A 12,516-nucleotide genomic window follows, 5' to 3' on the forward strand; every position below is an offset into this window, starting at 1 on the left:
ACTTTCTCCAGGACATCCGCAGGAAGCATGAAATGCGGGACTGTATGGTGTATATGGCCTCGATTGTGATAGCGCAGCGAGGAATGGAATACCAGAATTAAAAGAAAGAACGCAGGTCTTGAATCCTTCGAAGATCGCCATTCTCCCAGGAAAGCTGTTTAAGGCAGAACATTTTTACAGCACCGCGAGGCAATGAAGATGCCTGAGCGAAGCAATCTTGATCAAGCCTTCAGCTGTGGAAACAGAAGAGAAAGGAGGAAGCGATCTGACTTCAGGAATTCGCTTCAGGCTGGAAATTAACGAGTGTTCTGGCTGGCCTTGTCTTTTTAAAGGGCGCGCAGCTTTTTCCTGATCGCCGCTTTGTTTAAATTCTTCCAAGGAGCGCAGGCTGAAATTGATCGCCGGTTAACCTGACAAAAGCGTTCTGGCTGAATTCGCTGAATTGCAGAGGGTTGTTTGTTTAGGGGGCCGGCCGTTATTTCTTTGAGCGCGGCTGCGTGCAGGATTGACGCAGGATGAGCGAGCAAGGAAGCATGATCTGCATCGGATAGACTTTATCTTTCGCCGCGAACTGCGTGATAAACTGCGCGGCCAGTTCGCCCATCTGACGAGCCGGCGCGTAGATCGTCGTCAGCGGCGGATTGGTATAGGCCGTATTTTGATTGTTATTGAAGCCAAGAATCGAGATATCCTCCGGCACGCGGTAATTATTTTCATGCAGAGCCCGCAGCGCGCCCATGGCGACCGCATCGCTGGCGCAGAATAACGCCGTCGGCACCGTATGTGCCTGGATCAGATCCTGCATCAGCGCATAGCCGGATTCCACAGTAAACTGATCCCGGCGGACGAAACGGCTGTTGTCCCAGCCTTTTTGCCGGCAGAATTCCTGATAGTAGTGATAGCGTTGTTCAAAGTAGATCTCGCCGTCGGTTGTATGTTCGATGCCGCCCAGAAAACCGATCCGGGAATGCCCCAGACTGGCGAGGTACTCCAATCCCTCATAGACTGCGGTGCGAAAGTCCATGACGATCGTATTGACAAAGATTTTCGGCATGAACAGATCGACGAAGATGACTTTGTCAGTCAGCTTGCGGAATTCGCTGATTTCCTGAGACGAAAACTTGCCGATGCAAATCAGACCATCGAGCATGGAAAGCTTGCTTAAAAAATCAGGATCCCCGCGGAAAGAGCGGATCATTTCGATATTGTTCTGATTCAAATAACTTTCGGCACCGATGCGGATTGAGAGGTAAAACGGATCGTTTAATTCCTTTTCGATGGAATACCACTGCACGATGCCAATGCGGATCGGATTATAATTATTTTTCGTTTTGATTTTCCGTTTGATATAATTTTGTTTCTTGGCTTCGTCGAATACCCGCTGGCGTGTTTGTTCCGCGACCTTCAACGTCGGATCATAATTGAGGATCCGCGAAACGGTGGCGGCGGAGACACCCGCCTGCTGCGCGATTTCTTTGATCGTAGACATAATTATCAACTCTCTCTCTTACTTACTCTAACGAATTTAAGTGAACAAGTCAAAATAATTTACTAAATCAGCTGATCAGAACTCGAAGTTTTACTAAAAGTGATAACGCTTACATTTTGTTTACATCAGGTAAAAATTGGTAAAAACACATTGAATCAGCCATTTTTAAGCCATAAATTCAATATTTTCACAAAATGAAGTTTACTAAAACTAGTTAAAACCACCTCAAAGTTTATCTCAGTTTGTTGACACCGGCACTTGAACCGTCATAGAATGTAAGCGTATACAGAAGCTATACGGAGGGAAAAAGATGAAAAAACTATTTGCTTTTCTTGCATCAGCATTGATGGTATTATCCCTTGCTGCATGCTCCAACAACGGCGGCGGAAATAATGACAAGCCGGCGGATGACGGCGCAGCCGGTACCGACAAGAAGGTTTATAATGTCGGTGTTTCCATCTACAAATTCGACGATAACTTCATGACGCTTTACCGTAAGGAAATCGAAAGCTATTTCAAGACGCTGAATACGGACGAAGTTGAATACAAAGTTACGATTCAGGATGGCAAAGGCGACATGGCTGAACAGACCAACCAGATTGACAACTTCATCGCGCAGGACTATGACGCGCTGATCATTAACTTAGTCCAGGCGACATCCGCAGCCACTGTTATCGACAAGTGCGAAGCGGCGAACAAGCCTTGTATCTTCATCAACCGTGAACCAAGTGAAGAAGATATGAAGAAGGATCCGGGGATGATCACGTATGTCGGCGCTGACGCTCGTCAGTCCGGTAAATTCCAGGGCGAACTGATCGCGGATCTGCCGAACAAGGGCGACCTGAACGGCGACGGCGTCTTACAGTATGTCATGGTTGTCGGCGATCCGGAAAACGTTGATGCGAAATACCGCACGGAATTCTCCATTTCCCAGTATCAGGAAGTCTCCGGCCTGAAAGTTGAAAAATTAGACGAACAGCGCGGCGATTGGGATCAGGCGAAGGGCCAGGAAATCGTAGCGAACGCTTTAACACAGTACGGCGATAAGATCGAAGCTGTCTTCTGCAACAACGACGCAATGGCGTTAGGCGCAGCGCAGGCGATCACCGCGGCAGGCCGTAAGGTCGGCGAAGACATCTATCTGGTTGGGGTTGACGCTCTGGCAGAAGCGATGGATTTAGTTTCTACCGGCGGCATGACCGGCACCGTTCTAAATGACCACATCAATCAGTCACACAAAGCGGTTGACTGCACAGTCCAGGCGATCAATGGCGAAAAGCTGGACGCTTACTACTGGATTGACTACATTAAGGTTACTCCGGAAAACGTAGCAGAATACAAATAAGCAGAAAGAATCCGAAAATTAAGTGTGCCTCCGCGCACACTTAATTTTTCTGGATTATTAAGAGGAAGGGGATTTACGAATGAGCGATTATATTTTACAGATGAAAAATATAAGTAAAAGCTTCCCTGGCGTCAAAGCGCTCGATCATGTCTGTCTGAATGTCCGGCCGGGAACCGTGCACGCATTAATGGGTGAAAACGGCGCCGGGAAATCCACGCTGATGAAATGTCTGTTCGGCATCTACAAAAAGGATGAAGGACAGGTTATTTTCAACGATGAAGAAGTGGATATCAAGGATACCAACGACGCGCTGCATCGAGGCATCGCGATGGTTCATCAGGAACTGCAGCCGATTCCGGACCGCAGCATCGCCGAGAATATTTTCTGCGGCCGCTATCCGATGAAAAAGTTCGGGCCGATGCAGGTGGTGGATCACGCGCGGATGTATAAGGAAACCGAAGAGCTGCTGAAAGAAGTCAACCTGGACTTCAATCCGAAGGTGAAATTGGGAACATTGTCCGTTTCGCAGATGCAGTCGGTTGAAATTGCCAAAGCGGTTTCCGTCAACGCCAAGATCGTCATCATGGACGAACCGACATCGTCGCTGACCGAAAATGAGGTCGAGGGATTGTTCGATATCATTAATAAGCTCCGTTCTAAGGGCGTATCGATTATTTATATTTCTCATAAGATGGAAGAAATTCTGAAAATCTCCGATGAAGTGACGATCATGCGCGATGGCACTTATGTCGGCACCTGGCCGGCGAATGAGCTGACGACGGATCTGATCATACAGCGGATGGTCGGCCGCGAACTGACCAACCGGTTCCCGCCGCGGTTTAACGAACCGGGCGAAGTCGTCCTGAAGGTGGAAAACTTTACTTCGATTGACTCACGCAGCTTCCGCGACGTGACCTTTGAATTAAAGAAAGGCGAAATTCTGGGCATCGGCGGTCTGGTCGGCGCGCAGCGGACCGAGCTGATGGAAGGTCTGTTCGGCGTGCGGCATATTGAAAAAGGCACGGTTACTTATAAGGGCGAAACGATCAAGATTCATCATCCGCGGGACGCGATTAAAAAGGGTATCGCGCTGCTGACGGAGGATCGCCGGGCGACCGGAATCTTCGGCGTCCTGTCGATTTCCGACAATGTTGGCGTCGCTTCGCTGGATAAGTATATTGATTACGGCGTCGTCCTGAACAATAAAAAGTTGGAAAGTCTGGTCAAGGATAACATTGACAAGATGAGCATTAAAACGCCGAGCACGAAAACCCAGATTCAGTCGCTGTCGGGCGGCAACCAGCAGAAAGTCATCATCGCCCGCTGGCTTGCCAATGACCCGGAAATCCTGATCCTGGACGAACCAACCCGCGGCATCGACGTCGGCGCGAAGTATGAAATTTATACGATCATCGCCGATCTGGCCAAACAGGGGAAATCAATAATCATGATCTCCAGCGAAATGCCGGAACTGATCGGTATGAGCGACCGGATCATGGTCATGTGCGAAGGCCGCGTCACCGGTTTCGTTGACAGTAAAACCACGACTCAGGAGGAAATCATGAGTCTGGCGACTAAATATATGTAAGGAGAGGGACTGTTATGGAATTCAATAAGAAAAAAGTCACCGATTTTCTAAGCAATAATGCGATTGTCATACTCCTGGTCCTGTTGGTTCTCTTTGTCGGCTTTACCCGCAAGGGATTCTTCAGCGGCCCGAATTACAGCAATATTATCACCAATGTTACACCGCGGTTCATCATCGCGCTGGGCGTCAGCGGCTGTCTGATCACCAAGGGCACGGACCTGTCGGCTGGCCGAATGGTCGGTTTCGGCGGCGTTATCGCCTGTACGCTGCTGCAGCGTCCGGATTATACTGCGAAATTCTTTGCGAATCTGCCGCAGATGCCGTTAGTCGTCGTCCTGTTGATCGTCATGTTGATCACGGCGTTCTTCGGTCTGCTTAATGGCTGCGTCGTCGCGTATCTGAAAGTTCCGCCGTTTCTGGCGACGCTGGGCATGCAGACGATCGTTTATGGCATTAACCTTGTTTATTCGGGCGCGGATCCGATCGGCGGTCTGCGTTCAGATTTCACCGGCGTGGCGACCAACGCCATGTTTACGGTCGGGAAGTTCAGCTTTAAATGGTTATTCTTGATCGCGATCGCCGCAGGTCTGATCTTCTGGTTTCTTTATAACAAGACCCGCTATGGCAAATACATGTATGCGATCGGCGGCAATGAAAACGCGGCGGAAGTTTCCGGCGTGAACGTCAACCGTTCCAAACTGAAAATCTATACGCTGGCGGGGCTGATGTATGGTCTGGCAGGCTTCCTGTTAGCGGCGAAGTCCGGCGGCGCTTCGGTCAACCTCGGCTTGGGCTATGAACTGGAAGCGATCGCCGCTTGTACGATCGGCGGTGTTTCCACCAACGGCGGCGTCGGCAAGGTTTCCGGAATTCTGTTAGGCGTCCTTGTCTTTGAATTATTGAAGACGTCGATGCAGTATCTGCGGATTGATACGTCGTATCAGTTCATCGTGCAGGGCATCGTTATTATCGTGGCGGTGGCGCTGGATATCCGCAAATATACAGCGAAGAAATAAGCTGAGATTCAGTCGCTAAATTCAATATCAAATAAAAAAGAGTCCGGAATTACTTCTGGGCTCTTTCATTGCGTATCGCTAAGCGAACTTTAATTACGGTCAGCATGAGGAAGGCGGTGATCAGGATGAAGAAGAAGGGGATGAATTCCGGCTGAGTACCGAACATGAACGCCACCAGCATAAACAGAATGAATTGCGTTTTGAGGCGTTTGCGCACGGTGTTGACGTCCTCCTGAATGACTTTATTTTTGATGTCCGCTTTGAAATAAGCTTTTTCATACAACATCGCACTGCCATATTTCATCGCAAAATAGGTGGCGACAAACAGGCCGACCGCCAGGATCAGAATCCAGACCTGCATCTTCCAATTTAATAAGAAGAAGATGAAGACCAGCACGATCGAATACAGAACGGCGCTGAAGCAGAAATAGATCAACAGATCCGCTTCGCTGATATAACGCTTTTGTTTATGACCGCAATGCGGGCAGACGACACGGCCGGGTTCGAATTGTTCAAAGCGGGAATTAACCTGAGATGTAATTGGTTTTCCACAGCTTTCACAGTTAATTTTCATGAATATCACCTTATCTTATTGTACCATATTCTGAGGTGCGAATATAGCGTAAAATCAGGACTGAAGCATAGTGGAAAACGGGCGGACAAGTCCGGGAAATGAAGGGGGGGAGCAAGGCTTTAAGGAGGCGCTGAAGGGGAAGTTAAGAATTCAGAAGGGGAAAGCTTCAGTAAAAGCGCAGAAGAAGCAGACGGAAAACGACAACGATCAGGCTGACGGTTAAAACTAAAATTACTGACGAACGCGTGTTGAAATAGATTAACGTTAGAATCAACCCGCCGAAGCAGATCAGCTGCAGTCCGTTGGCTCGGTTTTTTACATTGCATTGTTCCTGTGCCGATAAAGGTTTGGAAGTCGTTGGTGAAACGCGGTACAGCAGAAACCGGAATTGATCCAGAAACAGAATGCCGCTGCCCAGAAACAGAAGGTTTAGGAATGAGCGAAGTTCGGTCCGGATCCCGACAAAAACAGGCAGGAGTAAAACCAGAGCCAGAAGTAAGCTCAGCATGACCCCCAGATCAATTAAAAAGTCAACCTGCGTCAGGCGGCGCGATTGCAGCGCATGGCAATCAGGACATTCAATCGGTCCGGCGTCATAGCGGGCGAGCGGGCGAAAGCAGTCCTGACCGTTTTTGTGAGGTCGCCGCCGCAATGTTCACATCGGATTTTCATCATTGCCACCTCTTTCTTATTTAAATTAAGTATAGCATAGACGGATGAGGAAGGAAAATTTGGTCAACAATGGAAACTGAGCAGGCAGAAGCCTGTCATTTCCAAGCGGAAAGTGCTAAAATAAGGAACACAGACCAGTCGGATCCTAACGAAAGTTTCGGCTGAATCAAAGATCGCGGATCTGCGGATAAAAAAGGAAAGAAGGATAAATCGTGACACAAATTGATATTATTTCAGGATTTCTCGGCGCCGGAAAAACAACGCTGATAAAAAAACTCTTGCAGGAAGGTTTCCCAAAAGAGAAAACCGTGCTGATTGAAAATGAATTTGGCGAGATTGGCATCGACGGCGGCTTCTTAAAGGAAGCTGGGGTTGAGATTAAGGAAATGAATTCCGGATGCATCTGCTGCAGTCTGGTCGGCGACTTTGCGGAAGCTTTGAAAAAGTGTGCGGAACAATTCCAGCCTGATCGGATCATCATTGAACCGTCCGGCGTGGGTAAACTGTCGGATGTCATCGGCGCCGTTCAGGGAGTTCAGGCAGAAACAGGAATGGAACTGCACAGCTTTACCACGGTAGCGGACGCGACAAAATGTAAGATGTATATGAAGAATTTCGGCGAGTTTTTCAACAATCAGATCGAACACGCCAACACGATCGTTTTAAGCCGGACACAGAAGCTGGGTGAAGAAAAACTGGCGGAATGCCTGGCGCTGATCCGGGAAAAGAACCCGAAAGCGGTCGTCATTACGACCCCATGGGATGCGATCAGCGGCGCGCAGATTCTGGAAGCGATGGAACAGAAGGAACTGATGGAACAGCTGATGAAGGAAGATGAATGTCTGCCGCATCACCATGATCACGACGAGGAATGCGAATGCGGACATCATCATGACCACGATGAGGAATGCGAATGCGGACATCATCATGACCACGATGAGGAATGTGAATGCGGACATCACCATGATCACGACGAGGAATGCGAATGCGGACATCATCATGATCACGACGAGGAATGCGAATGCGGACATCACCATGATCACGATGAGGAATGCGAATGCGGACATCATCATGACCACGACGAGGAATGTGAATGCGGGCATCACCATCATCATCACCATCATCACCATCATGGCCATGATGCGGATGAGGTTTTCACCAGCTGGGGTGTTCAGACAGCCCATGTCTATGATGAATCCGAGCTGCAGCAGGCTTTAAATCAGATCGCTGAGGGCGCGGCAGCCGGCACGATTCTGCGCGCGAAGGGGATTGTTCCATGCACAGATGGAACCTGGCTGCATTTCGATATGGTACCGGGCGAATGCGAAATCCGCCGGGGCGCGGCAGCGGTAGCGGGTATGTTGTGCGTCATTGGCGCACAGCTTGACGAAGCTCAGCTGGCCGGACTGTTTCATGTAAAGGGGTAAACTATGGACGTTCCTGTATATTTATTTACCGGTTTTCTGGAGAGCGGAAAATCATCCATGATGAAGGAAACGCTGTCCGATCCGGAATTCAACGACGGGTCAAAAACCTTGATTCTGGCATGCGAACAAGGCGAAGTGGAATTTGACAAGCCCTTTTTAAAACAAACTCACTCTGTTTTGGTGAATGTGGAAGAGAAGGAAGAACTGACAGCTGATTATCTGGAAAAACTGGAGCACGAATACCGGCCGAAACAGGTATTCATCGAGTTTAACGGTATGTGGAGCGTGACGGAATTTCTGGATATGGAATTTCCCATCAACTGGATGCTGGTTCAGATCATTTCCACTGTGGACGCCCAGACATTTATGATGTATGTCAACAATATGCGTTCGCTGATGTATGATCAGCTGGTGCATTCGGAGATGATCCTGATCAACCGCTGCGACTCCAATACGAAGAAGTCTTTTCTGCGAAGCAATATCAAAGCCATCAACAAAGGCGCGCAGATTATTTATGAATCGGTCGACGGCGGAATTAACGATCTGCCGGAGGATGATCTGCCTTTCGATCTCAACGCCGAGGTGATCGACATTCAGGATGACGATTACGGCCTGTGGTACATGGACGCTCTGGATCATCCATACAAATATGACGGCAAGGTCGTGCGGTTTAAGGGAAAAGTCGTGCATGTGGAAAAGGATAAGCGGTCTTTTGTGATGGGACGTTATGCGATGGTCTGCTGCGCGGAGGATACATCGTTAATCGGTTACCTGTGCAAGTGCGCCAAACCTGTCAACCTGGCGGTGAATGAATGGATTACCGTCACCGCCCGGATTGAAGTCGAATACGATGAGGAATATCAGCGCAATCTGGTCGTTCCGCATGTTCAGGCGCTGAGGATGGAAGATGAATTAAAAGAGGATCTGGTTTATTTCAGCTGAATAAACAAAACGACGTCCGGAAGCACCATGCTTTCAGACGTTTTCTTAAAGAAACGGGACAGTTTTTTAACTGCAAAGCTGTTTTGCATAGCTGATACAGAAACTCAATGATTTTAAAGGGAAAAGGCTTCAGTCTGATCAGGTTGAACGGATGGGCGCTGAAGCTTGCGCACAAGCCTTTTCTTTTCGGCACAGCGAGAGTAAAATGAATACAGCAATACAGTTAGAACAGGCCGGGGACTGCGGATGAAGCAAAGCGCAGCCGCCGGTGAAAAATGGAATTGAAAAGTTAGGGAGGAGCCTTATGCGCGCATGTTTTTATCGCCGGACAACACTGGGCATGATCCGGATCGAGGAAAAGGACGAACGGATTGTACGCGTTGATTTTGAACAGGAGTTTCCTGAGGACGAGGAATGTGAAGTAGCGGAAACGGCTTGTTTATGGCAGGCGTTCACGCAGCTGCAGGAATATCTGGAAGGCCGGCGGCAAACTTTTGAGCTGATTCTGCATCCGGACGGAACCGCGTTTCAGAAAGCCGCCTGGCAGGCGCTGATGGAAATTCCGTATGGGGAAACCCGCACCTATAAGCAGCAGGCGGAAAGCATTGGCAAGCCGAAAGCGCTGCGGGCGATCGGCATGGCGAATCATCGGAATCCGATTCCGATTTTTATCCCCTGCCACCGGGTAATCGGGGCGGATGGCTCGCTGACCGGTTATGGCGGCGGATTGGATATCAAGCGCACGTTATTGGCACTGGAACGCCGGACATTGGAAAAGAAACGGGAAGATGAGCTGAAAAAAGCGGCGCAGTAACCGCGGACAGCTGTGGAAAATCAAAGAAAAGAGGAAAAATTGATGGAATCATTTGAATTGCGCGACGCTGACGCCGCTTTATTGGAACAAATTGCGGCACTTGCGGAAATCATCTGGCATGAACATTATGAATCTATTCTGGGCGTGGATCAGGTTAATTATATGGTCAAACATTTCCAATCGCTGCCTGCGATGAAGGCGCAGATTGCCAATCAGGGTTATCGGTACCGCGGCGTTTTCCATCAAGGCCAGCTTTGCGGTTACGTTGCGACGGCATTGAATCCGGAATATCTGTTTCTAAGCAAACTGTATCTGGCCGCCGATGCGCGGGGTCTGGGGTTGGCGTCAAAGGTATTGGCGGTTCTCAAAGAAGAAGCAAAAGCGGGAAGCGGCCGGATTCAGCTTACCGTCAACCGCTTCAACGCAAATTCCATTGCGGTTTATCAGAAATGGGGCTTCGTCACACTGCGGGAAGAAAAAACGCCGATTGGCAGCGGTTATTTTATGGACGATTATATCATGGAGCTGGATTGCCGCAAGTAAAGCGGTTCAGGTCAAAAAATCAGGAAAAGCGTCGGAAAAGGTAGAGTCCGTGGCATTTCAATGGTATAATAACGAAGACTGTCTGCTAAGATGTTAACAGTGAAGGAGTGAATTCCGTGAATCTGATGATAGAGATGTTGAAGGCAATCCTATTGGGGATTGTCCAGGGGATTACTGAATGGCTGCCGATCAGCAGCACCGGACACATGATTCTGGTTAATGAGCTGATGCCGCTGACCGTGCTGGCGGATGCGGCCGCGAATAAAGAATTTGTCGATATGTTTATGGTTGTCATCCAGTTTGGGTCCATTCTGGCGGTCCTGCTGCTGTATTTCCATAAACTGAATCCGTTTTCTCCACGTAAGAACGCTTACGAAAAACGCAGTACGATTGATCTGTGGCTGAAAGTGATCGTCGCGGTGGTGCCGGCAGGCATCATCGGCGTGCTGTTCGACGATCTGATCGACGCATATTTCTACAATCCGGTCACGGTAGCCTCGATGTTAATCATTTACGGTGTGGCGTTTCTGGCGATTGAAAGCCGGCATCGCCGCCCAAGCGTGACTTCGTTTGAAAAGATGAGCTACAAGACGGCGCTGGCAATCGGTGTTTTCCAGGTCTTGGCCTTGATCCCGGGAACCTCCCGTTCCGGTGCAACGATTTTAGGCGCGGTACTGCTGGGCTGCTCGCGCGGGATTGCGGCTGAGTTCTCGTTCTTCCTGGCGGTTCCGGTGATGTTCGGGGCCAGCCTGCTGAAGCTGATCAAAATGAAAATCGCGTTCTCTCTGGCGACGGCTTCGGTGCTGATCGTCGGCATGATCGCCGCGTTCATCGTTTCCGTGTTTGCGATCCGCTTTTTAATGGGGTATATCCGCAAGCACGACTTCAAGGCGTTCGGCGTGTATCGGATCGCCTTGGGAATTTTGGTATTCGCTTACTTTTTCTTCATGAAGTAAGAGTTCAATAAGGGGGAAATGCTGCGAAGGCATTTTCCTTTATTTTATTGAGAGTAAAAGAAAGGATTTGATGTATGAATAATCAAGCATGGCTTGTACTGACGGAGGGGTTCCTGTCGTTTTTCTCCCCCTGCGTTCTGCCGATTTTACCTGTCTACATGGCGTATCTGAGTCAGGATGCGCTGAAAAAGGATTTAACAGGCTGGCGGAAACGATTGCATATCTTTGGCTTTACGCTGGCGTTTGTGCTCGGCATCTGCACGGTATTCTTCATCGCGGCGATGTCGGCGAAGGGATTGAGCGGCTGGTTAAATGAGAACCGGTTGTTAATCTCGCTGCTGGGCGGGATTCTCATCGTTTTCTTTGGTCTGGTGCAGTTAGGCTGGATTCAGATTCCGTTTCTGATGCGGGAATTCCGGTTTACACAGAAGCAGGCTGGAAAAGAGGCCGGCAGCCTGCTTCAGGCTTACGCGATGGGGTTCTTATTCAGCTTTGCGTGGACGCCCTGCATCGGACCGATGCTTTCCTCAGTGCTGGTCGCCGCGGCGGCTTCATCCAGCAGCACGCTGCTGATCTTCTGTTACGGTCTGGGTTTCGTCGTTCCATTTTTAATCCTGGGATTATTTACGGAGGAAGCGCTGAACTGGCTGCAGAAGAAAAAGAGCTGGCTGCCGAAAGCGATGAAGCTGGGCGGAATTTTGTTGATCGTGATGGGCCTGTGGATGAGCGTTCCGGCGGTGGGGGCGATTTCCGAACAACTGCGCCGACAGCCGGCGAACTCAACGGCGGCTTCCAGCCAACCGCAGCCGACGGCGACCCCGTCCGTGGATGAAAACGGCCGCGAGATCATTCCGGCCTATGATTTCACCTTGACGGATCAGTATGGCAATACCCATACGCTTTCAGACTATAAAGGGAAGATTGTGATGCTGCAATTTTTTGCCACCTGGTGTACTTATTGCAAGGCGGAATTGCCTTCGGTGCAGGAGTTGTATGAAGAATTACCAGACGATCTGGTCATTCTGGTCGTCAATCAGCCGGGCGGAAGGGAAACCGACAAGCAGGGCGTCATCGACTTCCTGAATAAAAACGGATATACGTTCCCGACAGTCTTTGATGAGGACGGACAGGTCAATTATAACTATGGCGT

Annotated in this window: 13 protein-coding genes; 9 read left to right on the forward strand and 4 right to left on the reverse strand. The window is 49.5% G+C overall.

The window, feature by feature from the left end; genetic code table 11:
- Positions 1-174: 174 nt before the first annotated feature.
- Both AC5OW4_RS04345 and AC5OW4_RS04350 read right to left on the reverse strand, forming a co-directional pair.
- Entirely contained in the window at positions 175-378 is a 204-nt protein-coding gene (locus AC5OW4_RS04345; RefSeq protein ID WP_139248617.1) for a hypothetical protein, read from the reverse strand.
- A gap of 97 nt (positions 379-475) precedes the next feature.
- The gene (locus tag AC5OW4_RS04350) at positions 476-1,489 is read right to left on the reverse strand and encodes a LacI family DNA-binding transcriptional regulator (protein ID WP_072684667.1); all 1,014 of its coding nucleotides are present in this window, start codon (positions 1,487-1,489) and stop codon (positions 476-478) included.
- A 310-nt stretch (positions 1,490-1,799) separates the two neighbouring features.
- On the opposite strand from AC5OW4_RS04350, the gene AC5OW4_RS04355 reads away from it, so the two are divergent.
- The 3 genes from AC5OW4_RS04355 (at position 1,800) to mglC (ending at position 5,438) form a co-directional block, all read left to right on the forward strand.
- Complete coding sequence (locus tag AC5OW4_RS04355) at positions 1,800-2,834, forward strand: galactose ABC transporter substrate-binding protein (RefSeq protein ID WP_072684668.1); 1,035 nt, start codon at positions 1,800-1,802, stop codon at positions 2,832-2,834.
- A 79-nt stretch (positions 2,835-2,913) separates the two neighbouring features.
- On the forward strand, positions 2,914-4,422 hold the full coding sequence (locus tag AC5OW4_RS04360; RefSeq protein WP_195397011.1) for a sugar ABC transporter ATP-binding protein: 1,509 nt from the start codon (positions 2,914-2,916) through the stop codon (positions 4,420-4,422).
- Between the two features lie 14 nt (positions 4,423-4,436).
- Positions 4,437-5,438, forward strand: a complete 1,002-nt coding sequence (gene mglC / locus AC5OW4_RS04365) for a galactose/methyl galactoside ABC transporter permease MglC (protein WP_072684670.1) — start codon at positions 4,437-4,439, stop codon at positions 5,436-5,438.
- A gap of 49 nt (positions 5,439-5,487) precedes the next feature.
- On the opposite strand, the gene AC5OW4_RS04370 is transcribed toward mglC, so the two are convergent.
- A complete protein-coding gene (locus AC5OW4_RS04370; RefSeq protein WP_072684671.1) occupies positions 5,488-6,012 on the reverse strand; it encodes a zinc ribbon domain-containing protein in 525 nt (174 codons plus the stop codon).
- A gap of 166 nt (positions 6,013-6,178) precedes the next feature.
- Positions 6,179-6,664, reverse strand: coding sequence for a hypothetical protein (locus tag AC5OW4_RS04375; RefSeq protein WP_195548066.1), 486 nt, complete (start codon positions 6,662-6,664; stop codon positions 6,179-6,181).
- Positions 6,665-6,896: 232 nt separating this feature from the next.
- On the opposite strand from AC5OW4_RS04375, the gene AC5OW4_RS04380 reads away from it, so the two are divergent.
- The 6 genes from AC5OW4_RS04380 to AC5OW4_RS04405 all read left to right on the forward strand — a co-directional run.
- Positions 6,897-8,111, forward strand: a complete 1,215-nt coding sequence (locus AC5OW4_RS04380; protein WP_072684673.1) for a CobW family GTP-binding protein — start codon at positions 6,897-6,899, stop codon at positions 8,109-8,111.
- 3 nt (positions 8,112-8,114) lie between these two features.
- A complete protein-coding gene (locus AC5OW4_RS04385; RefSeq protein WP_072684674.1) occupies positions 8,115-9,053 on the forward strand; it encodes a TIGR03943 family putative permease subunit in 939 nt (312 codons plus the stop codon).
- Between the two features lie 304 nt (positions 9,054-9,357).
- Entirely contained in the window at positions 9,358-9,867 is a 510-nt protein-coding gene (locus AC5OW4_RS04390; RefSeq protein WP_072684675.1) for a methylated-DNA--[protein]-cysteine S-methyltransferase, read from the forward strand.
- 42 nt (positions 9,868-9,909) lie between these two features.
- The gene (locus AC5OW4_RS04395) at positions 9,910-10,410 is read left to right on the forward strand and encodes a GNAT family N-acetyltransferase (RefSeq protein ID WP_295767981.1); all 501 of its coding nucleotides are present in this window, start codon (positions 9,910-9,912) and stop codon (positions 10,408-10,410) included.
- Positions 10,411-10,535: 125 nt separating this feature from the next.
- Entirely contained in the window at positions 10,536-11,366 is an 831-nt protein-coding gene (locus AC5OW4_RS04400) for an undecaprenyl-diphosphate phosphatase (protein ID WP_072685047.1), read from the forward strand.
- A 74-nt stretch (positions 11,367-11,440) separates the two neighbouring features.
- The coding region (locus AC5OW4_RS04405; protein WP_493676713.1) for a cytochrome c biogenesis protein/redoxin at positions 11,441-12,516 on the forward strand (1,076 nt) is incomplete at its 3' end.

This window comes from Holdemania sp. (assembly GCF_986127675.1).

Coding starts and splice junctions, on each gene's coding strand:
- AC5OW4_RS04350 (WP_072684667.1), bottom strand. CDS start 1,489: ATGTCTACGATCAAAGAAATCGCGCAGCAGGCGGGTGTCTCCGCCGCC.
- AC5OW4_RS04355 (WP_072684668.1), top strand. CDS start 1,800: ATGAAAAAACTATTTGCTTTTCTTGCATCAGCATTGATGGTATTATCC.
- AC5OW4_RS04360 (WP_195397011.1), top strand. CDS start 2,914: ATGAGCGATTATATTTTACAGATGAAAAATATAAGTAAAAGCTTCCCT.
- mglC (WP_072684670.1), top strand. CDS start 4,437: ATGGAATTCAATAAGAAAAAAGTCACCGATTTTCTAAGCAATAATGCG.
- AC5OW4_RS04370 (WP_072684671.1), bottom strand. CDS start 6,012: ATGAAAATTAACTGTGAAAGCTGTGGAAAACCAATTACATCTCAGGTT.
- AC5OW4_RS04385 (WP_072684674.1), top strand. CDS start 8,115: ATGGACGTTCCTGTATATTTATTTACCGGTTTTCTGGAGAGCGGAAAA.
- AC5OW4_RS04390 (WP_072684675.1), top strand. CDS start 9,358: ATGCGCGCATGTTTTTATCGCCGGACAACACTGGGCATGATCCGGATC.
- AC5OW4_RS04395 (WP_295767981.1), top strand. CDS start 9,910: ATGGAATCATTTGAATTGCGCGACGCTGACGCCGCTTTATTGGAACAA.
- AC5OW4_RS04400 (WP_072685047.1), top strand. CDS start 10,536: ATGATAGAGATGTTGAAGGCAATCCTATTGGGGATTGTCCAGGGGATT.